Below are 22796 nucleotides of genomic sequence, written 5' to 3'. Positions count from 1 at the left end.
GTAAGCTTGTTGCAAGTGATAATTATTTCTTCAAAAGCATTTGATTTTGCACATTTTTTTGTTTGCGAACAAAACCGTTTTATACTAATGTCCGCTCCAGTCTTTCATTTCCAACTGCGAGTCACTCACCATGGTCAAAGATCCCAAGGTTATTGAACACCTGAACATCCAGCTCACCAACGAGCTGACTGCGATCAACCAGTATTTCCTGCACGCCCGCACCCTGCGCCACTGGGGCGTAACCCTGCTGGGCAAAAAAGAATACGAAGAATCCATTGAAGAAATGCGTCATGCCGACTGGCTGATCGAACGCATTCTGTACCTGGGCGGCCTGCCTAACGTACAGCGCCTGAACACGATCATGATTGGTCAGGACGTCAAGGAAATCCTTGAATGCGACATGAAGCTGGAAGAAAAAGCCATGCAGGACCTGCGCGAAGGCATTGCCTACTGCGAAAGCGTGCGTGACTTTGTGTCCCGCGACCTGCTGCTGAAAATCCTGTCCAATGAAGAAGAACATGAAGACTTCATTGATCGCCAGTTCGACCTGATCAAGCAGATTGGCGTTGAGCGTTACATTCAGCTCAACTCCGCTTCCGCTCCTGAGCAGGAATAATCCGCGACTTGGTGCCCTGCCCTTTATTGGGCAGGGCACGGTTGTGCATTTTTACCCCAATGCCTGAGCATAAACATCGGGCTTAAACCCCACCAGCAAATCCTGCGGCATTTCCAGAACCGGGCGTTTGATGAGCGTGGGATGCGCAAGCATAAGCGCAACAGCTTTCTTTTCCGTCAGATCGGCCCTGTCTGCATCAGGTAATTTTCTAAACGTGGTGCCTGCTTTGTTTAGCAGTTTTTCCCATCCGACCTGAGCAACCCAATCTTCCAGTTTTTGTCTGGTAACACCTGCCAATTTGTAATCATGGAAGATATAGGCAACATCATGCTCTTCCAGCCAGTTACGGGCTTTGCGCACAGTATCACAGTTTTTAATTCCGTATAACGTCAGAGCCTGTGGTGCATCTGTTTGCGTGCCGGGCTGGATATCCAGAGCTTTGCGCATTTTTTGCATGAATGCTAAATCCATCTGCGCATCAAATGCGCGACTTTTGGCAATATCGTAGGCCACACAGAGCGGTTGTAAGCGCTGAGGCTGGGCTTCCGTTGCGTAACGCGGCACAATATGAGTGTGCAGGGATGGTGCCTGATTGCACCATGTTTCATAATTAATGCGAGCAGCCCCTGTAACCTTCAGCAACGCATCTCCAACGCGCACAACATCCTGCAAATAATCCAGCCGTTGCTGGCCGTGCAGGTCGTTAATGCTGGGCACAACAGGGTCGGACAGTAAAATACAATACCCTTCCACAGGCTGCGTATCTGCCACAACCAGCCAGCCAGACGCCATGCGTCCAATAACTTTGGGGTATGCCCCCCTGCGCGCAAGCTCCACCCGCTCCTGTATTACATTTTGCGTCATTACTGTTCTCTGCCCATAGTCGTGAGTTAGTATAAGATTAACACCAAAGTCTTATCGAACACTGGCACATAAATACCACTAATGACTGCATTTTCTTGACAGTAAAAGCCCAATCACGTCCTAATGCGTTACCATGCGCTACCAACTTCTCCAGCGCGCCATACCTGTTCTGCTTTTACCTCTGGCAGGCTGCAAGGTTGTGGGCGCGCCGTCCTTTCCTATTGCTGGGGCTTACTTCCCCAGTTGGATGCTATGCGGCATTGTCGGCATTGCCGTAGCCGTGGGGCTGCGCGTGCTTTTTCTTGCCACCGATATTGATGCCCTTCTTAGCCTGCGCCTGTTTACCTATGTTTCGCTTGGCACCATAACAGCCCTGCTGTTCTGGCTTTTGGCATTTGGGCCATAAGACATGAAAAAAATACCTCTCTCCTCCCGCAATCCCATTGGTCTTGCCCTTGCCGTAACCTGCATTGCCGGAGCCACAGCCCTTGGCTTTTATGTTCTTGGTAAAGACGAAGCCTACCCATCGTCCGATACAGGCACAGTGGATGCAGAGGTTGTACACATTGCCTCCACAGTTGGCGGGCGGTTAAAAACACTCAATGTACATGTCAATCAGGCCGTCAAAAAAGGGGATGTCCTCTACCAGCTAGACCCTGAACCTTACACTCTGGCCTTACAGCAAGCGCAGGCGGGCCTAGCCCTTACGCAAGCAGGCGTGGAACAACAACAGCGCCTGATTGCCGTGGAGGCCGCCAATGCCGATATTGCCAAAAATCAGGCCGTGCGCGCTCAAACCAATCACGAACTTGCCGCCCGCACTGTGGAACGCCTGCGCCCGCTGGCCAGCAAATCCTATATTCCGTGGCAGCAGTATGATCAGGCGCAGGTCGCCCTCCACGATTCCGGCATAACACTGGACCAAAGCCACCTTCAGGCCGGTGCAGCAAAAGTGGCCGTTGGGGACCTTAACAGTTCCATGGCAGCACGGCAGGTTGCGGAAGCCACCTTGGCGCAGGCCCGCTACGCCCTCCGCCAGACCACGGTTACAGCCCCGGCCGATGGTTACGTAGCCAGCCTGCGGGTTATTCCAGGTGAAGTCCTAATTCCATCGCAGGTTCTGTTTACGCTCATTGCCAACGATAGCTGGTTTGTAACCGCCAACATGCGCGAGGGCACCCTACACGCCATTCACCCGGGCGATTGCGCTACGGTTTACTCCATGATCGACCGCCGCACACCCATACGTGGCCATGTGGAAAGCATTGGATGGGGGGTCTTCTCTGTTGATTCCGCAGGGCTAAGCCGTAGCCTGCCCATTATCCCGCGGGAAATGGACTGGGTGCACGTTGCGCAGCGTTTTCCCGTAAGAATCAGGCTGGAACAGGCCAACCCGCAACTGCTACGGCTTGGAGCCACGGCTACAGTAGAAATACGCCATGGCCCCGCCTGCGAGTAATACGGACGAAGGGCCGCTGGCACGGATATGGTGGTTAATACGTGCGCCCCTGCCGGGTCGTGGCGGACACAGCCTGCGCATGGCGGCCGCCTGCTCCATGGTGGTGCTGATAGGTGAAATCTGGCAGATCCCCGATGTGGCAGTGCCTGCCCTGTGCACAATGGCAATCTGGCAGAAAGACCGCACCACAAACCTGCTGGCTGGTGTGGCAGTTAATATACTGATCATTCTGATTTTGGCCCTGCTGTTTTTACTGATCCACCTGACACTGGACCATCCGGTAGGTCTGGTTGTCGCGATAACCCTTTTATCCTTCGGGTTCTTTTTCCTCGGATCTGCCAGCAAACTTAAACCTGTTTCCTACCTATTAGGGCTCATTGTGGTTTTTGCCCTGATTGTTGCTGATCAGGCCCCTATTGGAGAAATAGCGACACGGGCACTGCTCTATGCGGACCTGTTTATTCTGGTACCCGGCGCAGTCATGATGATCTGCGGGCCACTCATCTGCCCCGCGCCCGCCACCTTGCTCATACGCCAGATTGCAGCCCGCCTGCGTTTGTGCGCCACGCTGCTGGAACAGCCAAACCCGGACCAGCTTGACTATGCCCGCGCGACACTGCGTGAAGGAGCCAGCGGAATGCTGAAACTCCTGAAAATGGCAAAGCTGGAAAAAGTTCTGCAAAAAGATCCACTCGTACATCTGGAACAGGCCACCTACTCCAGTGTTGCAGCAGTAGCACTGGCCCATGCCGCCTTCCGGAACGGAGAAACACAGGGGAGAGCGGGAGATTTTTCCAAAACGCTCCGTGCCATGGCAGAAATTTTTTCCCACAATGGGTACCCTCAGGATATTCCGCTCCTGAGCACCCCTGCCAACACACCCGCATTGGCGCAACTGGCTACCGTATTGCACAGCTTTACCACCCCTGTTGAACCGCCCCCAGCACTTACGCAAACACCCCCCAAAAAATCAGGATTTTTTGCGCCGGATGCCTTTAGCAACCCGGAGCATATCCGCTTTGCGGTCAAGGGGACTGCGGCAGTTCTGATCAGTTATTTTATCTTCACCATTCTTGACTGGCCGGGTATTCACACCTGCATCATCACCTGTTTTATTGTGGCACTCCCTACTGTGGGGGAAATGACAACAAAGCTCAGGCTCCGCATTAGTGGGGCGCTTATTGGCGGCAGTATTGGCATTGCTTCCATTATTTTCATCATGCCACACCTGCACAATATTGCTGCTTTTCTCGTGTTGATTTTTGTTGTCTCGCTCTTTGCATCATGGGTCAAAAATGGTGATGACCGCATAGCCTATGCGGGCTTCCAAATCGGGCTGGCTTTTTTCTTGAGTGACCTTAAAGGGTTTGGTCCAACATCGGACATGACGACTGCCCGAGACCGTATTATTGGTATTCTGCTTGGCAACTTTATAACTTACGCTGTTTTTACCACCTTCTGGCCTTCCAGCGCATATGACCTGATTGCAGGGCGATGCCGTAGTCTGCTTCAGGCGTTAAAACAACAGACCCTTCTGACCTGTCCCAGCCAGCAGGCCCAGCAGGCTGCCACCATTCAGGAAGACCTGTCCATGACGGAGCGGGCGTTGGAGATGGCAGAGGCCGAGCCTGCGCATATGCGCACACGAATGCCACTGCTCCCCACCTATGCCGCCTTAACCAAGCAGGCTGCCATTCTGGCTGAGGACGGGCTATTACCCTCCAAGCAACAAGCCGTAAAACAACAGTTACAAGACATGGAACAGGCCCTGACATGACAAACCGCGCACAGATCCGGGCCTTACTTGCCATGCCTTGCCTGGTTGCCGCCTTGTCTGGTTGCGCCACACAGGCCCTGGAGAGCGCCCCCGCCCGCCCGGATGCGCCCTGGCAGCCCAATGTTGCCGCCAATGGCGAGCTTCTGCCCGGTAAAGCAGGCCGCAAGGGACTCAGGCTGCCACCCGGCTATGTGCTGCCTGCCAACCACGCCATAACACCCCGTCCGGCGGAGAGTGACATCAATGTCTCTCATGCCTATTCACTGCCAGAACTGATTGATATTGCCCAATCGCACAACCCCAGCACACGCAGGGCATGGGATGCTGCCCGCAATGCTGCGTTGGCCGTGGGTATTGCCCGCACAACCTACGTGCCACACCTTACAGCCTCCATTGTGGGTGGATATGGCACGCGGCATACCGATAACACCTTGAATGTTGAGAACGGAGGCATACCCGGCTCCATTATTAACAACACCAACCTCCCCAAAGGTCAGAATAATGGACATGGCGAGGTGCAGACCCTGAACATGCAATGGCTCCTGTTTGATTTTGGCAAACGCGAAGCCATGATTGACGCAGCCTCCCAATTACAGCTCGCCAGCAATGTTCTGTTTACCGCCGCCCACCAGAAAGTCATTTATGGTGTTACACTGGCATTTTACACACATGCTGCAGCCGTGGCCCGGGCAGGACGGGTGGAACAGGCACTCCGCAATGCGCGTAACGTTCAGGCCGCAGCGGAAGCGCGCCTGCGGCAGGGCCAAGGTACCATTGTGGATGTTACACAAGCCCAGCAGCTTACGGCACAGGCGGAGCTACGGCTTGTACAGGCCCAGAATGGTATTGAAAATACCTACCTGGAACTCATGACCGCCATGGGCATTGCCCCCGCAACCCAGCTTCATACACAGGATGTAGGCGGGCGTGTACTTAATATTAACGACATCCGCATGACGGATGACATGATCCGCACAGCGGTTTCCCAACGTCCGGATGTGCTGGCAGCCTATGCCGCGGCAAAAGCTGCACGCAGCAATGTTACCGCTGCAAAAGCCGAGTTTCTGCCAAAAGTTTTTGTTTCCGGCAATGTGGCTTATACAACCGGGCATCTCGCACTCTCATCAGTTCCTGGTGCTGGTTCAGATTCATCGCCTACCCTCAACCTCTCTTCCAACAACTTCAGCAGTCTTATTCTGGGTGGAATTTCCGTACCGATTTTTGATGGGGGAATGCGCGCTGCCATTATGCGGCAGGCCCAGAACCGGGCAGACAGCACACAGGTCACGCTTGAACAAACTCTGGATGACTCTGCAAAGCAGATTGTGGCGGCACAGAATGGCCTCCACACAAGCCTGAGCGCATACCGTGCAGCAACCAAGCTGGAAGCCGCAGCCAGAACCAGCTTTGATGCAGCCTTTACGGCATACCGCAGTGGTGTTGGCTCCATAACACCGGCCACCCTTGCCCAGAGTGGGCTGCTGGATGCCCAGCTAGCCCAGTCGGACGCTTACTATGCAGCTCTTATTGCGGCTGCCAGCCTTGGGTTTGCCACGGGTGCACTTGGGAATGCGCCAGATCAGGGGGTAGAGGACGCCCCCTGATAGCAAAAGCAGCTTGGAGCATGGCCATGCAACATGCCCACTGCCTGCATCCATGCCTGTACGATTGTAGGGCCAACAAAACGAAAACCCCGCTGCTTGAGCACTTTTGAAACCGCCACCGATAACAGGGATTGTGGCTCCGCCCCACTACCGCGTTCATGTGGCTGGGCATTGCGCACCATACCCCACACAAAACTGGCAAAATTCTCGCCCGCATCCTCCATGGCAACCCATGCCTGCGCATTGGTTATGGTTGCCGCAATTTTGGTACGGGAACGAATAATACCTGCATCAAGCCTAAGCCGTTCCTGATCATCCTGCGTCAGCAACGCAACTTTGCGTGGATCAAACTTACAAAAAGCGCGCCTGAAATTCTCACGTTTTTGCAAAACCGTATTCCATGACAATCCTGCCTGAAATGTTTCCAGCACCAATGCTTCCCATAATGCACGGCTATCGGTTACAGGCTGACCCCATTCATGGTCATGGTACGAGCGGATTAACGGATTGGCCTCAGCCCAGCTACACCGCTGCAGTTTGCCCGAAGTTTTCAACCATCCCTCGACTACTGGCGCTGCGGGTCGTTCATACGAATACGCGCAAACTGCGCGCCACCTTCTGCCTCCCGCTGGGCGGTTGTGCGCTTCCCCCCGCCATATCGCTCAGACACAGCATGAAGGGCAGGCAAAGCCGCGTGATCTCCGCGCAGCAGCCCCAAAAGAGCGCGTACACGCAAACCATCCTCCTCACTGGCAAGGCTGTAATGGATGGTACGGGACTCCCGCCGGGGCACAACAATTTCTGCCCGGCGTAAAGCTCCAAGCTGCTGGCTAAGCGTTGGCTGGCCAATACCTGTGCAGGCTTCCAGTTCCCCTACGGCAAGAGAGCCTTTTTCCAGCAAAGCATCCAGAATCATCAGACGTTGCGGTTGGGCAAACAACTTTATCCGCTCAACAAGTTGCCGCGCTTCCTCAACCGACAGAGCACTCATCCCCGCGTATCCCGCTGCATGGTCATAAACCAGTCCGGACCTGCCGCCAGAACTTCGTTTTGTGTCTGCCCTGCGGGCAACACAACATCCGCCCCCGGCACCCAGCCTTCAGGAGTCATGACATCCCCTTGCTCAACACGTTGCAACGCGGCCAGCACACGCAGCATTTCAGCCACAGACCGGCCCACTGTTGCGGGGTACCATGTAATCACGCGCACAATGCCATGGGGGTCAATAAAATACGCAGCCCGTACCGTTGCACTGTTGCGCGCATCCACATCCAACATGCCATAGGCACGGGCAATCGCCAGCGATGGATCCTCGATGACAGGGAAGGAGATGGTCACACCAAAACGGGTCCGTATAGCCTCCAGCCATGCCAGATGCGCAGGCAGACTATCCACCGACAACCCGGCCAGTGCGCAGTTCATGGCCTCAAACTGTGGAACAGCCCGGGCAATGGCAATAAATTCACTAGTACAAACCGGTGTAAAGTCCGCCGGATGCGCAAACAGGATAACCCATCGCCCGCGCATATCGCTCAGCGTAAAGTCGCCCTGTGTTGTTCTGGCCGGAAAGTCAGGAGCAGCATCTCCGATCTTCAGGGCAGAAGAAAGAGGCGCGAGAGGACAGGCATCAGCTATGCGATCATTCATGGCCGTTTCCTTTACGCGAAATCCAGATCTTGACGCAAGATGGTTTCATATTTAGTGAAATTAAATATACAATGTTACAGTAAGTTATAAACAATCGGAGTCTCCCATGTCGGATACCGCCATCACAACAGCTACGGCCCAGATTCTGATGGTGCTCCGCCACCCACAGACCCGGCCCGTCGTCCAGAGTTTTTTTGACCCTGCGACTTTTACAGCCAGCCATGTTGTGCACGACCCCGCCACAAAAGAAGCCGCAGTCATAGACAGCGTTCTGGATTACGATGCCGCATCGGGCCGCACAAACTACGCCTCCGCCCAGCAGATTGTGGAGTATGTGCGCGCTCAAAACCTGCATGTAGTCTGGCAACTGGAAACACATGCCCATGCCGACCACCTGTCCGCCGCCCCATGGTTGCAGGAGCAAATTGGCGGCAAACTCGGCATTGGAGCCGATATTGTGCATGTGCAGGAAGTTTTTGGTAAAATATTTAACGCCGGAACGGAGTTTGCGCGCGACGGTTCGCAGTTCAACCACCTCTTTAAGGATGGTGAAAACTTTAAGCTCGGCAATCTGGATTGCACTGCCCTGCATGTACCCGGCCATACCCCGGCAGACATGGCCTTTGTTATTGGGGATGCCGCTTTTATTGGAGATACGCTGTTTATGCCGGATTACGGCACGGCACGTGCGGATTTTCCCGGTGGGGATGCCCGCATGTTGTACCGTTCCATCCGCCGCCTGCTCACCCTGCCCCCACAAACCCGCCTGTTCCTCTGCCACGACTACAAGGCACCCGGTCGCGACAGTTTTGCATGGGAAACCACGGTGGGAGCCGAACGTGAGCACAATATTCATGTGCATGACGGCGTAAGCGAGGAAGATTTTGTAGCCATGCGGACCAAACGGGATGCAACGCTTGGCCTACCCAACCTGATCATGCCCTCCGTGCAGGTCAATATTCGCGGTGGTCACATGCCAGAACCGGAAGATAATGGGGTCAGCTACATTAAGATCCCCGTCAACCGCCTATAAATTATTCATTCCTTCCCTGACTGACCACGCGCTGGAGCACCTATGTTAACACCCCACCTTCTGCATATTGCGCTGGAAATTTTCTCTGGTGCGTTGGTGGGGTTTACCCTTGGGCTTGTTGGGGGCGGCGGCTCCATTCTGGCCGTACCGCTTATGGTTTATCTGGTCGGGGTTCCCAATGCGCATATTGCCATTGGTACAAGTGCCTTGGCAGTAGCTGTCAATGCTCTGGTTGGTCTGGCCCAACATGCACGCAACAAAACCGTAAAGTGGCGCTGCGCAGGTATTTTTGCCTGTTGCGGTGTGGGGGGGGCACTATTAGGAGCCTCACTCGGCAAGGCCGTGGATGGTAAGCATCTTCTTCTTTTCTTTGCCATTCTTATGGTTGGTGTGGGTATTCTTATGGTCCGCGGCCGCCACAATACCGGGTGCCCCGGCGCAAGCTGTAACCGACATAATGCCCCCAAAGTTATGGCTTACGGGTTGGGCACGGGGCTGCTCTCCGGCTTTTTTGGCATTGGTGGCGGTTTTCTGATTGTGCCAGGCCTTATGGCTTCCACCAGTATGCCCATCCTCAATGCAGTCGGCACATCTCTTGTGGCGGTGGCTGCTTTTGGGTTCAGCACAACATTCAGCTATATGCTCTCTGGCTACATTGACTGGCAGCTGGCGGGCCTTTTTATTATCGGCGGCGCAATCGGCTGTAGTCTGGGAACCAAAGCGGCCCGGGCTCTGGCAGGTTCCACCGGCAGGCTGACCACCGTGTTTGCCTGCATTATTTTTACCGTTGCGGCCTATATGATCTGGCAGAGCATACACCAGTTCTAGTGTATGCCCCTCCCGGTTAATGCCGGACCGCCAGACCAGTCTGCTGCACCCATTGCCGGGCGGCAGACATGGCCTGATGGAGCTGGGCATAAATATTGCCCTCCCCAAGGGCAGCCACAATACGGTGCCGCTCCATATCCGCCAGTGCATACGATGCAACGCGGCCAAAAATGACCCGCACTCCACGCATGTTCAAACGGAATAGCACATCACGCACAACACTGGCGGCGGAATAATCAATATCCGTAATTGCGCTGCAATCCACCACCACGCATTGCACGGGCACAGGCGCCTTGGACAACAGCAGGTCAATGTCTTCTGCAAAAAGCGAGCAGTTTGCATAAAATAGATCCGCACAAAAACGGTAAACAACCAGCCCCGGTTCCGTTTGCTCCCCCGCACGCACAGGAGCAGCTTCCAGCTCATGCGTTACGGGGTCAGGTTTGAGCACCATGGTGTGAGGGCGGTAACTATGCCGCACATGCCGAAATAACGAGAGAGCAATAGCAATAAAAATTCCCTGCTCTACCCCAATACTAATAACCGTACCCATGGTTACCAAAGCCAGCCGGAACTCGCCGGGGCTTTCCATGCGAATACGGTTAAGGGCGCGCCTATCAATCATGCCAATAGCAACGCAGAACACAACAGAACCCAGAACGCAGCGTGGCAGATATTGCAATGGACCGGTAAAAAACAGCAGAACACACAATGTTACCGCTGCAAAAACCAGTTGCGCTTTTTGGCTGGTGCCTCCAGCCTGCACAGCCATAGCGGTCTGGGTGGGACTGCCATTAACCGTAAATGTGCCACTTAACCCCGCCACGGCATTGGCCGCACACAGGCCCATAATATCCGCGTTGGCATCCACCGTTTCGTGCAGCCTGTAAGCAAAAGCATGAGATGTGGCAGCACTTTGCGCAATAATAACAAACACGCAGGACGCTGAAACTGGCAACAACGCCAAAAACTGATGCCACGAGATTACTGGCACCAAAAAATGCGGTAGTCCGCCCTGCATTGGCCCCAGCACGGTCACGCCATATTGCGCCAGACCCCAGAACCAACTTACCCCCAACGCCCCCAGAACCACGACCAGCGGCACAGGCCGTCCGGGAAAAAAACGCGCACCACATAACAGAAGAGCACACGCCACACACGACAGAACGACTGACAACCAGTGGATATGCGGCCATGCCTGCATAAGCCCAATAAACTGCGCCACGGTGTTGTGCGAACCAACGTCCAGCCCCACCATGTCATACAGCATACTCATGCCAACCTGCACACCAACCCCGGCCAAAAAACCGACAAGCACGGTGCGGGATAAAAAATCGGCCAGAAATCCAAGCCGGCATAAGCGCGCCACCAGCAAAAATGCAGCATTGAGTAAGGCTACCGCGCTAACAAGATGAATATAGGCTGCGCTACCAACAGGCTCCAGTTCCGACAGGGCGCTGGAAAAAATAGCCGCAGTTGCGGAATCTGCCGCAACGACCAGATGGCGTGATGACCCAAACAGGGCAAACGCAACCAACGGAAAAAGCACCGTGTACAAGCCCGTAACCGTAGGCATACCCGCAATACGCGCATACCCCAGAACCTGCGGAATGTTCATGGAAGCCAGAGACAACCCAGCCCACACATTCTGGCTGACAGAGATCGGTTTTTGCCACCAGCCGTATCTTATACTCACGTGGCTCCTTGCTCCCTACCTTTTTCCTATGGGATCTTGCTGCTTCGGTCTGGAGCATATGACTCTTGCCAGCTTTGCAGAACATGCGACAATCGCACCTTATTAACCAAGGGCATGTAACATGACTGTAACAGTTTACCACAATCCATCTTGCGGTACATCACGCTCCGTTCTGGAACTGGTGCGCAATGCGGGCATAGAGCCAGAGGTCGTGCTTTACCTCAAAACGCCATTGAACCGTAAACAGCTGGATGACATTGTCCACCATGGCAAACTCCCCGCGCATGACCTGTTACGCACAAAAGAAAAACTGTGTGCTGAGCTGGGGCTGGATAAACCTGAAGTAACAGACAGCCAGATACTGGATGCCATTGCCCAGCACCCGGTTTTGCTCAACCGCCCTGTTGTGGTGACACCCAAAGGAGCAAAAACCTGCCGCCCGGCCGATCTGGTACTGGAACTCCTGCCTTAACATTCAGGCACAAGGCACGCATCCAAGCATAAAAAAAGGGGATTGTCGGATTTGACCAAACCCGACAATCCCCCTTGATCGCCAACACCCGTTGTTAGTGAGTGCTCACGCCATCTGGCAGGGTATAGGCAATAATGTAATCCCCGACATCGGGGGAATGGCTGGCACCCCCAGCAGAAATTACAACATATTCCTTACCGGTTTTAGGCGAGCGATAAATGAGCGGGGCGGCGACCGCACCCACTGGCAAACGCTGCTTCCACACTTCCTGCCCGGTGCGTGAATCCAGCGCCCGCAGATAATAGTCCTGCGTTCCAGCAAAAAAGACCAACCCCGAAGCCGTAGAGGTGGGGCCACCCAGCGTGGGCATACCAATAGGCACAGGCAAATGGGTTTTAATCCCCAGTGGTCCCAGATCCTGCACCGTACCCATAGGCACCTGCCAGACAATTTTTTTGGTATGCAGGTCTATTGCCGTCATGGTGCCAAAAGGTGGCGTGTTGCACGGCACTGCAAGCGGGGACTGAAGAATATCAATCTTTACCCCTCCGTAAGGGCCAGCCAATTGCGGGCGAATAGTACCCATAAAGCCGGGAACCTCATCCGTAGAGACTTTGAACTTTTTTGCATTCTCACGCGTGACCAGAGACATCCGCAGAGGCATCCGCATGTCGTTGACGAACATCAACCCGCTATTTTCGTCAATGGAAATACCGCCCCAGTTCATGCCCCCCAGCAGGCTGGGCCATTCGATGTAAGGTTTTTCTCCCGGTGGGGTAAATGGTCCCTCATACACCGAGTTTTTGAACATGATCCGGCAGTAAAGCTGGTCAAACGTGCTTACCCCCCACATCGCGCTCTCGCTCAGAGGGTCTGCACCAATGGTTGGCATACCAACAGAGAACGGCTGCGTGGGAGAAAGATGCTCCCCCTGCGCGGCAGGAGCTGTTGCCACTGGCTTTTCCACGACCTCGGTTACGGGCTTACCCGTCCGCCGGTCGAGCACAAAAATATGCCCCGTTTTGGTTGTTTGAATAAGGGAAGGAATTTTTTCACCCTGCGCATTGGTCACATCATACATGACCGGCTGGGACGGCAGGTCATAATCCCACACATCGTGGTGAATCAGCTGGGACACCCAGCGGGTCTGGCCGGTTGCGGCATCCACGGCCACAACGGCAGCACCGAAGCGGTTATTCGCCTCATTCCGATCCCCACCCCAGTAATCTGGCGGACCATTGCCCGTGGGCAGGTAAACAAGATTCAATTCCTTATCGTATGTCGGGACGGTCCACACGTTGGGGGTAGAAAGAGTATAAGTCTGATCCGGCGCAGGTTCGTGCGTATTCTCCGGATGACCAATATCCCATGCCCATGCAAGGGAGCCATCGCGCACATCATACGCACGCACAACGCCAGAGGGTTCACCGTGCATAATATCGCGCACCCAGCCACCAATAACCGCCAGATGCCCCATAACCACTGGGGTGGCGGTCGGGTGGTAGCGCTTGCTGTTTTCGGTTGGCCCCATCTGTTTTTTGAGGTCCACATACCCGGCGTTGCCAAAGCCTGTGCAGAGTGTGCCGCTATGGGCATCCAATGCGAACAGCCGCGCATCAACCGAGGAAACCAGAATACGCTGGTGGCAGTCTGGCGCAGTGTACTCGGCCTTCTGCTCCTGCGTCAGACTGGTATCCTTGTCCATGTCATAGTAGCCCACGCCCCGGCAACTCACGTGTTCGGCAGTAACGGCGTTGGGGTTAAACTTCCAGATTTTTTGCCCTGTATCGGCATCAATTGCCGTAATCAGGTTTTCTGGCGTGCAGGAATACAGCACGTTCCCGATCTGCTGGGGAGTATTCTCATCCGTGCCAAAACCGCTGCCACTCACGCGGCGGCCTGTATGATAAATCCATGCAACCTTGAGCTGGCCCACATTGGCAGGTGTAATCTGGCTATACGGTGCAAAGCGTGTGCCACCAGCACTGCGGCCGTAAAACTCCCAGTCCTGTGGGGCATCGGCTTTACCCGCCTGCGCAACCTTTGCTTCCGCGCTTAAAGCATCGGGGTTGGTAATCGTCCCATGTGGGAAAAAAGCCGCAACCAGCGTACCCACCAGACCAGCCGCAATGCCAAGCCCGCCCCAGCCGCTCCAACGCCGGGCACCGGCCTGAACATTGGGGAACAAGGCTGCCAGCCACAGACCAAGGGTAAACAGAATGCCGGGCACAACCAGCCGTGGCAGCAGTTCCCAGTAACCAATCTGCGGAGCATCGTAAAAAGCCCACAGGCAAGTAGCCGCAAAGACCGCTACGGAGGCAGGCAACGCGCTGCTTTTGCGCAAAAAGAACAAGGCTGCCAGCCCCATATACGCAAGGCCCGCCAGCAGGTAGTAAGCCGAACCGCCCAGCGCCAGCAGTTGCCCGCCGCCATAGGCCAGCACAGCCCCCACCCCAAAACTGAGCAGTGCAAAGAGAACCCGATACACATCGACCACCGTAAACCGATGAGCGACCTTAAGCGGTTCATCCATTCTTTTCTTCTCCAAAACACCTAAAACTCTTAAAAAACCACGCACCAGCAGACCCGGATAAACCGCCTTGACCAGTCCACGCCCTGCACATTGGCAAAGATGCTGGTCTGTGTTCCATCACATTCAATCCTGTCAATAATAATTCGGAATTTTTCAAATCACGAGTTGCAGGGGTGGGAACCAGCAGACCTATCAACCGCCAAGGCATTACAAAGATACTTCCACGCTGCATCACGTTGCGGTGAAAAGGCTCAGACGCTGACACCACCCTCTCAACCAAGCCATGCAGGGGACCCAATTCGGGTAAAGCTGGAATGCTTTTTGCAAACCATTGAATTATCAGAATTCCTTACAGATCACCACGCCAAAACGTGCGCAAGATATCCACAAGCCATACTGGCAACATATGGGTTATAACAGCTTCATATATTGGACATTCCCCCTGCATCGCGCGTTTAACTAACGCAATACCCCTGCACGGCAGGACCATTTTTAAGGGAAACTACAGTTATCATGACCTACACCGTTGGTATGTATCTGGCCGAACGCCTGACCCAGATTGGCCTGAAACATCATTTCGCTGTCGCGGGGGATTACAATCTGGTTCTTCTCGACCAGCTCCTGCTCAACAAAGGCATGGAACAGATCTATTGCTGTAACGAGCTGAACTGTGGTTTTAGCGCCGAAGGGTACGCACGCGCCCACGGTGCCGCCGCCGCTGTTGTGACCTTTAGCGTTGGTGCCATTTCCGCCATGAACGCCATTGGTGGTGCCTACGCGGAAAACCTGCCTGTTATTCTTATCTCCGGCTCCCCCAACAGCAATGACTATGGCAGCGGCCATGTGCTCCACCACACGCTGGGCAACACGGATTATGGCTACCAGATTGAGATGGTGCGCCATGTGACCTGTGCTGCGGAAAGCATTACGGATGCAGCCTCTGCCCCAGCCAAGATCGACCATGTCATCCGCACGGCCCTGCGCGAACGCAAACCTGCTTATCTCGAAATCGCCTGCAATGTTTCTTCCGCCGAGTGCGTCCGCCCCGGTCCTGTTTCCGCCCTGCTGGCAGAACTGACACCAGATGCGACCAGCCTGAATGCCGCAGTAGATGCCGCAGTAGCCCTGCTGGAAAAATCTGAACGTGCCGTTATGCTGGTTGGCACCAAAACCCGTTCCGCCCATGCTCTGGCCGAAACCGAAGCACTGGCTGACCGTATTGGCTGTGCCGTAACCATTATGGCCGCAGCAAAAGGCCTGTTCTCCGAAGAACACCCAAATTTTCGCGGTCTTTACTGGGGTGAAGTCTCGGCCCCCGGTACGCAGGAACTGGTGGAAAAAGCCGATGCCGTGCTGTGCATTGCCCCTGTGTTCAACGACTATTCAACCGTTGGCTGGACCGCATGGCCCAAGGGTGAGAACGTACTGGTTGCAGACCCCAACCGTGTAACTGTTGGTGGGCAGACTTTTGAAGGCTTTACACTGCGTGAATTCCTGACTGCTCTGGCCAAAAAAGCTCCGTCCCGCCCGGCAAGTGCCCGCGATTCCAAATACACCCATACTAAAATTGCACCCGCAGCCCCGGATGCACGTCTGACGAATGATGAAATGACCCGTCAGATCAATGGTATGCTCACATCCAAAACAACCCTTGTAGCAGAAACCGGCGATTCCTGGTTTAACGCCATGCGTATGCATCTGCCACGCCACGCCCGTGTAGAAACGGAAATGCAGTGGGGGCACATTGGCTGGTCCGTACCCTCCTCCTTTGGGAATGCCATGGGGTCGCAGGATCGCGAACATATTGTCATGGTAGGTGATGGATCGTTCCAGCTGACCGCGCAGGAAGTGGCACAGATGGTCCGCTACGAACTGCCAGTTATTATTTTCCTTGTAAACAATCGCGGTTATGTCATCGAAATTGCTATTCATGACGGCCCCTACAACTACATTAAAAACTGGGATTATGCTGGCCTGATGAACGTGTTTAACGCGGGCGAAGGCCATGGTCTGGGAATTACGGTTACCACCGGCGCAGAACTGGAAGACGCTATTAAAAAAGCGCAGGCCAACCGCCGCGGTCCAACCATTATTGAGTGCCAGATCGAACGGACCGACTGCACGGACATGCTGGTACAATGGGGCAAGCGCGTAGCATCTGCCAACGCACGCAAGCCTCAGGTTTCATAAACCCACTCGTCTTTTCCATTTTATTGAACGCCCCAGATGCAAGTCTGGGGCGTTTTTTATTATTCCGGCCACATATAATCACCAATACGTGCTTAAAATCACGTTATCTTATAATACATTTTTCAAAATTTCATGTTACGGATCACACCAATTCTTAAAGGAGTTGGCAGGGACTACCGGCTGCGAAAAATGCAGCGGTTCAAAACAAACCCAATAAAAGAAAAACTTGTTTTAAATATTATGTTTTTAAAGTTTTAAATATTATGTTTTTAAAAATATCATCCATGAAAAATACTTTAGAAAAACATCTCATGATTTTTCATTTATCACATTTAAAATCCTTGATTGCAGGCGGAATAATCGCCTTATGCTCTTCCTCGGTCCTGCACGCACAGACCATATCTGCAACATCAACAACCACGCAGGCGTTGATTGAACATGCCATTCATCAGGACGCATCCATGTTGCCTGACCCCCATGTTTTGCAGCGCCCCCTAAACTCCCCCCTGCCACCGAGCGGCGTGCCTGTTGCACCATGGCCGGGCCTTGCGACCATGAATATCCCCAGCGTGAATGATTATGGGGACAAAAAACCGCACCATATCATGACTTTGGAACCTCTTAGCTCGCACGAGGGACCTTCATGGCTGCTCCCATCAGAGCTGGATGCCCAACACATGACAGACATGGAGGACCCCTATTACGTCCCTACGGCCGGGAGCAGCCACCTTATTCCACAGATCATGCCTTTTCGGGAACGTTTGCAAAAAAAAGGTTTTGCTTTTTCTTTTACTTATAAAGGAGAAGCCATGGCCAACATAAACGGCGGAATACGCCGTGGAATGGATTACGTGCATGAACTCACATTGCAGATGAACTTTGATCTGGGAAAAATGGCCGGATTAGAAGGTTGGTCTGTACATACACTGCTTATGAACAGAGCGGGACGAGAAGTATCGCACGATATGGCGGGGGAGTATTATGTAAACCTGATGGAAGTTTATGGCTTATCTGGCCATGTTGTGGCGCATCTGGTCGATCTTTATGCCGAAAAACAGTTCCTCAACAATCGCATGGACATAACTTTCGGTCGCATGTCCCTGACCCATGTTTTTGCTACTTCCCCGCTGATCTGCTCCTTTATGGTTACCTGTTCGGCACCTGTTGCCTTAAAGCTGGATCCGGGTTTTTCAGTTTACCCAAAAGCAACATGGGGAACACGCCTACGCTTCCGCCCCACACGGGACACCATGATTCAGCTTGGTGCCTATCAGGTCTCCCCTCTTACCGGCAATCCAAGCGGCTGGTCGTGGGGAAGTGAACAGACAACGGGATTAATGCTCCCCATAGAATTCACATGGCAACCTTTTTTGACCCGCAACCGCCTTCCGGGCCACTACGTATTTGGCTATGCGCACGATACATCGCGCTATGGAGATTCACTGGGCAGCAAACCGGCAACCCTACTGGCCCAGCCGGGCATGGAACGCAGCGCCCCCATGGATATGTTCTGGTTTGAAGGAGACCAGATGATCTACCGCATGGGCGGTCGTAACCAGATGGCAGGCGGCTACCTGATGGCAGGGTATATCCATAACACGCCCCATGTCTCATCAATCTCGGACGAAGCCTATGGAGGATTATCGTTTAACGGGATTATTCCCTCCCGGCTGACTGACAGACTGGGCATCATGTATTCGTGGTATCATGTCAGCGACCGCAAGCGGCTTGGACAGATGTATGCTCTGGATGCAGGCTTGTCCTTGGGCAGTCAGGTCAGGGGGCCACAAACTGATTCGCATGTCATCGAAGCCTACTACGCGATTGATGCCGTTCCTGGTGTGACCGTACAACCCGAATTTGAATATATGATCAGACCGGGCGAGACATCCCATATCCCGGATGCAGCCCTTGTCGGGCTTAAAGTCATTGCCAATTTATAAGGGACTTCAAATCAACGAAAAACCATCTGTGCAATATGGTTTTTCTCAACCTCTACACGAGCAGTCACTCCTTGTTTAAGGTCTGTGGGCGTCCCTCATCATCCACGGCGACAAAAACAAAGTTCCCCGAAGTCACCTTCTGCCGGATGTTAGTGCGCCGGATGCGCCGCACGGATTCTGCGCAAATGGTAATGGATGTACGCCCGACCTTAACAATACGCGTGTAAACATTCAGTTCATCCCCAACCGCCATGGGATGGTGGAATGCCATACCGTTAATGGCGACAGTCACGCACTTGCAACCCGCAAAACCTTCGGCCGCAGTGCTGGCCGCAAGGTCCATCTGTGCTGCAACCCACCCACCAAAGATATCGCCAGCAGCGTTCGTATCCCTGCGCATGGCGACAACCCGCACAGCCAGATTTTCATCTGTTGCCCAGTCACTTGGTTCAGTACTACCCACTGATCGCCCCTTATCCCTGTAGCCTACTCATAATGGAATGAGCACAGACCATGTTTCTCCATTCCTGACCAAACATACAGAGAAAAATGTGCCCGGCCTTCATAGCTGTACAAAACGTGAAAAATCCGTGATGACACTCGACCTACCGTAGCAAGAAAACATACGCCCGGACTTCGATCACGAACTTGTTATAATTTTGGCAAAAATTTCACTTCCTCAGGTAGAATTTTATTTTACACGAATCTAATAACACGTTCATAATCAATAGAGTGGGAGGGTTTATGATGTACAGATATGCAGTTTCTTACGTAGGCCAGACGCAAACCAACGTCCGGGACACCATACTCCAAGCAAAAAGTGCCAGCAGCGTCGACAATACTCAGGTTTCCACTAGTGGAACGGGAGAAGTTTACGCCAACGATATGAAAGAAGCGCGCGTTGCTGCCAATGAAAAATTTGTAGACAAAACAATTAAAAACATTCTGAAAGAAAAAACATCCGGTGCATTTTACGCATAATTTTATGCAACTGATTTCATATATGGTTTAATTCCGGTTTTTATTACTCACTCCCCGTGATTTTTTTGATATAAAAATTTAATCTGTATCGAGAAGCATCAAGCATGTTCCAGCAGTGTGGACCATGCTTGCCCTCTCTCCTTCACCACCTAACATCAACGCTATTGAGAATAGCACCAACCAGTGATTCTACCCAGATCACTGGTATCAGCAACATGTATTCAATGCGGCTTACCCAATACATTTTTTGTTATGACTAAAAACCTAAATTTCTACACGCCATAGAATACAGAAAAATACAATCAGCCTATAAATCTAATTAAAATATCTAATTTTTAATAAAAAATTATATATTTTGTTATTTTACAATAAACCCAAAAAAAAATGTCACAAAAAACCTTTCCACAATACATTATTAAAATACCAAAACAATTGCCTCGGGGAGGTCAAAAATTAAATCCATTAATAATTTATAAAAAGTTAAAATTTAATATTTTACTTTAAATAAATTTTTATGTATCAGTAAATATACAATGACAATCATTCTCAATAATATAATAATTCCTATGTACTCTTGCTATATTTATTGCAATGCAATAGCTGTTGATAAAAATCTGACCACAAAAGACATATATATCATGATGACTAATGCACACCTGACAGAACAAAGTCCTTTTTCAATTTTTCATCAAGACTGGTGGTTGAATGCCGCTACAGATGGGCAATATGATCTGATTGAAGTTAAAAAAGACGGTTTTGTTGTTGGTAGTTTAACCATTTTCATGGAAACTCATTTGGGCATGAGAATAATAACACGCCCACCTTACACACGAACCCTTGGGCCACGCCTATTTTTACCCCCATCCAAGCCATTTCGTCGTGCGCAGAACATCCGTAATACCATTGCCGAATTAGTGAAAAAAATACCACCGTACGACAGCTTGCGTATAAGCCTTGATCCGGAGGATGAGACTGCATTTGCTTTTTCTTTATGCAAATTCACAATCGGCCAGACTTTTACGTTTCGTGTTCCATTGGATATCCCCCTTAAAGACGTGTGGGATAATTGCGATCAAAAAACACGTAATCTGATTAGAACAGCAGATAAAAAACTCTCTGTCGTCTGCAATACCAACCTGGACGATTTTATTCGTATCTCTCTCATTGATCAGCCTCGCGCTCAAAACAGCCATGATTTTGCGCGCATGAGAAAAATTTTTGACGCATGTTGTCAGAGAGAACAAGCCTGTGTCATGAGCGCGTGGGATGAGCATAAGCAGTTAATTGCGGCTGTCGTGTTAATATGGGACCAGAACAATCTGTACTTCTGGCAATCAGCCAGAGACCGTGGAGCCACTATTGCCGGGTCTAACATGCTCCTGATCTGGAAAAGCATGGAATACGCCCATAACAAAGGTCTCACATTTGATTTTGACAGTTTTGCCTCAGCAAAATCTGCAAAAATGATTGCTAGCTTTGGATTACCCCCCATTGTCCGCCCACAAGTTTTAGGCGCATCCATGCTCCGGCAATGGGAAAGATCTGCCAATTCCACATTAAAATTTTTAAAAAATAAGTTTCTTCTTAAAACTGGTTAAAATACTGGAACACAAAATCCCCTAATCTTTATCTGTGCTTCATGAAACTGAAATTTTCTGAAGCAGAGATAAAAATAAATTCTGTTTAAATGCCTTAATTTTTGTTTCATGCGTTCATATTTTCCCCCTTATTCACAGAGTTGTACACATAATCATATTCTCATTTTATGTCGCCAAAACACCAAAAGTGACTATGCTTACCTGTTTCAAAATATATGAATCAAAAATTGGCATCTGGTCATCCAAACATAAAACAGATTTCTCTAACTTTCTTGGTAAAGAAGATTATCATTTGCCCATAGGGGAAAAATTCTACCAGCCTGTACCTCGGGATCATTTTCAAAAGCGTGGAGAACAACTGACCAGAATGCCTGAAGACTGGGAAAACTACCCCAATTAGGCGGCTCTTCCGGTTCAACGGTTGGATTTATACCGAGTACAGCATCACTGACGCGCACAACGTCTTCATCACTATAACTCAGTAAAATTCTCAATTCATCGATTGTTTGTAATTTATACAAAAGACCACGTGTATTAGGTTCCTCCCGAATGACTTCGGCCAGCGTATCTCCAAATATATCAGCATCTTCGCCAAAGCAACTGGCACCAAGACCAGCCAAACAAGGAAACGTATCGATAATATCATATTGAGTAAAATTTGATGGTATGGACACAACACATCATCCTCTATTGTTTTTTATCCGCCGCTTTAACGCATACACTCCACACAATCAGCACTATCTTAAAGGCGCTAATATGATGCTACAGTTGGTTATTAGAATACGTAGCGGTTAACCAGAAACGTATATTATTTTGTTAAAAAGTAATTTTTCAACCATAATTGTAATAATTGGCTTTTTAAATCTAACTATAGGATTTTAATTCCGGACGATGAAACCTTGAACCCATAACGCTTTGAGAAATTCTTAAATATTCAAAAAAAATCCATTCAAAACAATAGAAATTTACAAAACAAAAATCCAACTCTGGTCATACGGAGCACAGTCAGTGCCTGAAAATTTGGAAGATTGGTTCTAAAAATTTGTCCGTCATCGAAAGACCCATTCTCTCGCGAACAGATTATAACGCTCACACGCCCCACTTCAATTACGCAAAAACCTGTTTCCCAAATATCAGATTACCTATGTGATAACTTTGCTTCTGCCATCTATGCCAGTTGTATCATTATCAAACACTACCGCTTCACGCGGGCCAGACTGTCATGCCGTCGTGCTTTGTTCCGACCATAACGCCGCATGACCTTAGACATACATGGGCCTCATGGCATTACTGGGTGCACCGAGACATTCTCTCTCAAGGAGGATGGATGGACGACTATAGGCATCGTCGCACGCTATACGAAGAAAATACCCGACACTTACCGGGAAGAGATTCGCGCATGGTGGGGCTTGGAAAGCGGCACGGATCTGGCACGGATATAGGTTCCAAATAATGGAAAATGATGCTACTCAATGCCGTTTTGGCGGAGCTTATTTTTAAGGGGAGACATGGCATAAACCGCAGAATACTGCGGCTCAGGAATGGTGGGCGCAAC

The 22796-nt window shown here is 51.5% G+C and carries 19 protein-coding genes and 2 pseudogenes; 12 read left to right on the top strand and 9 right to left on the bottom strand.

Translation table 11 applies throughout. The features are described from left to right. The first annotated feature begins 130 nt into the window (after positions 1-130). Positions 131-616: a bacterioferritin gene (gene bfr, locus Absy_RS00105; RefSeq protein WP_048852706.1), complete on the top strand. Its 486-nt coding sequence runs from the start codon at positions 131-133 to the stop codon at positions 614-616. Between the two features lie 51 nt (positions 617-667). Here bfr and Absy_RS00100 read toward each other — a convergent pair whose 3' ends face one another. Together Absy_RS00100 and Absy_RS12965 are read right to left on the bottom strand one after the other, a co-directional pair. Next, the gene (locus Absy_RS00100) at positions 668-1063 is read right to left on the bottom strand and encodes an ArsC family reductase (RefSeq protein WP_048852717.1); all 396 of its coding nucleotides are present in this window, start codon (positions 1061-1063) and stop codon (positions 668-670) included. Further along, positions 1037-1480 (bottom strand): annotated as a pseudogene (locus Absy_RS12965) (HIT family protein); the annotation flags it as partial. The pseudogene Absy_RS12965 and the gene Absy_RS00100, both read right to left, overlap by 27 nt. Before the next feature lie 133 nt (positions 1481-1613). On the opposite strand from Absy_RS12965, the gene Absy_RS00090 reads away from it, so the two are divergent. The 4 genes from Absy_RS00090 to Absy_RS00075 are packed head-to-tail and all read left to right on the top strand — an operon-like array spanning position 1614 to position 6320. Next, positions 1614-1886, top strand: coding sequence for a YtcA family lipoprotein (locus tag Absy_RS00090; protein WP_048852705.1), 273 nt, complete (start codon positions 1614-1616; stop codon positions 1884-1886). A 3-nt stretch (positions 1887-1889) separates the two neighbouring features. Further along, entirely contained in the window at positions 1890-2939 is a 1050-nt protein-coding gene (gene mdtN / locus Absy_RS00085) for a multidrug transporter subunit MdtN (protein ID WP_048852704.1), read from the top strand. After that, entirely contained in the window at positions 2920-4716 is a 1797-nt protein-coding gene (locus tag Absy_RS00080; protein ID WP_048852703.1) for an FUSC family protein, read from the top strand. Before mdtN ends, Absy_RS00080 begins: the two co-directional genes overlap by 20 nt. Beyond that, on the top strand, positions 4713-6320 hold the full coding sequence (locus tag Absy_RS00075) for a TolC family protein (protein ID WP_048852702.1): 1608 nt from the start codon (positions 4713-4715) through the stop codon (positions 6318-6320). The genes Absy_RS00080 and Absy_RS00075 overlap by 4 nt, the downstream gene beginning before the upstream one ends. On the opposite strand, the gene Absy_RS00070 is transcribed toward Absy_RS00075, so the two are convergent. From Absy_RS00070 to Absy_RS00060, 3 genes are read right to left on the bottom strand one after another with little or no spacing between them, the layout of a single operon-like run. Further along, on the bottom strand, positions 6296-6874 hold the full coding sequence (locus Absy_RS00070) for a DNA-3-methyladenine glycosylase I (protein WP_048852701.1): 579 nt from the start codon (positions 6872-6874) through the stop codon (positions 6296-6298). The genes Absy_RS00075 and Absy_RS00070 overlap by 25 nt on opposite strands. An 11-nt stretch (positions 6875-6885) precedes the next feature. Further along, complete coding sequence (locus tag Absy_RS00065) at positions 6886-7311, bottom strand: ArsR/SmtB family transcription factor (protein WP_048852700.1); 426 nt, start codon at positions 7309-7311, stop codon at positions 6886-6888. Beyond that, entirely contained in the window at positions 7308-7967 is a 660-nt protein-coding gene (locus Absy_RS00060) for a peroxiredoxin (protein WP_048852699.1), read from the bottom strand. Before Absy_RS00060 ends, Absy_RS00065 begins: the two co-directional genes overlap by 4 nt. Before the next feature lie 106 nt (positions 7968-8073). Between Absy_RS00060 and Absy_RS00055 the strand changes: the two genes are divergently transcribed. Both Absy_RS00055 and Absy_RS00050 read left to right on the top strand, forming a co-directional pair. Next, positions 8074-9000 carry an MBL fold metallo-hydrolase gene (locus tag Absy_RS00055; RefSeq protein ID WP_048852698.1) on the top strand — a complete coding sequence of 309 codons (927 nt, stop codon included), beginning with the start codon at positions 8074-8076 and terminating at the stop codon, positions 8998-9000. A gap of 42 nt (positions 9001-9042) precedes the next feature. Beyond that, complete coding sequence (locus tag Absy_RS00050) at positions 9043-9828, top strand: sulfite exporter TauE/SafE family protein (protein WP_048852697.1); 786 nt, start codon at positions 9043-9045, stop codon at positions 9826-9828. A 16-nt stretch (positions 9829-9844) separates the two neighbouring features. On the opposite strand, the gene Absy_RS00045 is transcribed toward Absy_RS00050, so the two are convergent. Next, positions 9845-11524 (bottom strand): SulP family inorganic anion transporter, encoded by a 1680-nt coding sequence (locus tag Absy_RS00045; RefSeq protein ID WP_048852696.1) that lies wholly within the window; start codon positions 11522-11524, stop codon positions 9845-9847. A gap of 121 nt (positions 11525-11645) precedes the next feature. Between Absy_RS00045 and arsC the strand changes: the two genes are divergently transcribed. Further along, on the top strand, positions 11646-11996 hold the full coding sequence (gene arsC / locus Absy_RS00040) for an arsenate reductase (glutaredoxin) (protein ID WP_048852695.1): 351 nt from the start codon (positions 11646-11648) through the stop codon (positions 11994-11996). A 94-nt stretch (positions 11997-12090) separates the two neighbouring features. Here arsC and Absy_RS00035 read toward each other — a convergent pair whose 3' ends face one another. Beyond that, positions 12091-14529 carry a membrane-bound PQQ-dependent dehydrogenase, glucose/quinate/shikimate family gene (locus tag Absy_RS00035; RefSeq protein WP_048852694.1) on the bottom strand — a complete coding sequence of 813 codons (2439 nt, stop codon included), beginning with the start codon at positions 14527-14529 and terminating at the stop codon, positions 12091-12093. Between the two features lie 513 nt (positions 14530-15042). Here Absy_RS00035 and Absy_RS00030 point away from each other — a divergent pair. Both Absy_RS00030 and Absy_RS00025 read left to right on the top strand, forming a co-directional pair. After that, entirely contained in the window at positions 15043-16719 is a 1677-nt protein-coding gene (locus tag Absy_RS00030) for an alpha-keto acid decarboxylase family protein (RefSeq protein ID WP_048852693.1), read from the top strand. 458 nt (positions 16720-17177) lie between these two features. Next, positions 17178-18662 (top strand): annotated as a pseudogene (locus Absy_RS00025) (carbohydrate porin); the annotation flags it as partial. Positions 18663-18726: 64 nt separating this feature from the next. On the opposite strand, the gene Absy_RS00020 reads toward Absy_RS00025, so the two are convergent. Further along, a complete protein-coding gene (locus tag Absy_RS00020) occupies positions 18727-19125 on the bottom strand; it encodes an acyl-CoA thioesterase (RefSeq protein ID WP_371263707.1) in 399 nt (132 codons plus the stop codon). A 281-nt stretch (positions 19126-19406) separates the two neighbouring features. Between Absy_RS00020 and Absy_RS00015 the strand changes: the two genes are divergently transcribed. Together Absy_RS00015 and Absy_RS00010 are read left to right on the top strand one after the other, a co-directional pair. Next, positions 19407-19643, top strand: a complete 237-nt coding sequence (locus Absy_RS00015) for a hypothetical protein (protein WP_146802610.1) — start codon at positions 19407-19409, stop codon at positions 19641-19643. 638 nt (positions 19644-20281) lie between these two features. Continuing rightward, the gene (locus tag Absy_RS00010; RefSeq protein WP_048852690.1) at positions 20282-21241 is read left to right on the top strand and encodes a GNAT family N-acetyltransferase; all 960 of its coding nucleotides are present in this window, start codon (positions 20282-20284) and stop codon (positions 21239-21241) included. A 263-nt stretch (positions 21242-21504) separates the two neighbouring features. Here the strand turns inward: Absy_RS00010 and Absy_RS00005 are convergent, their stop codons facing one another. Further along, the gene (locus Absy_RS00005) at positions 21505-21915 is read right to left on the bottom strand and encodes a hypothetical protein (protein WP_084596730.1); all 411 of its coding nucleotides are present in this window, start codon (positions 21913-21915) and stop codon (positions 21505-21507) included. Positions 21916-22796: the final 881 nt, after the last annotated feature.

The organism is Acetobacter syzygii, from assembly GCF_000964225.1.
GTDB classification, from domain to species: domain Bacteria; phylum Pseudomonadota; class Alphaproteobacteria; order Acetobacterales; family Acetobacteraceae; genus Acetobacter; species Acetobacter syzygii.
The sequence above is the reverse complement of the archived record's forward strand: the minus strand, read 5'-3'. Positions and strand labels throughout refer to the sequence as shown.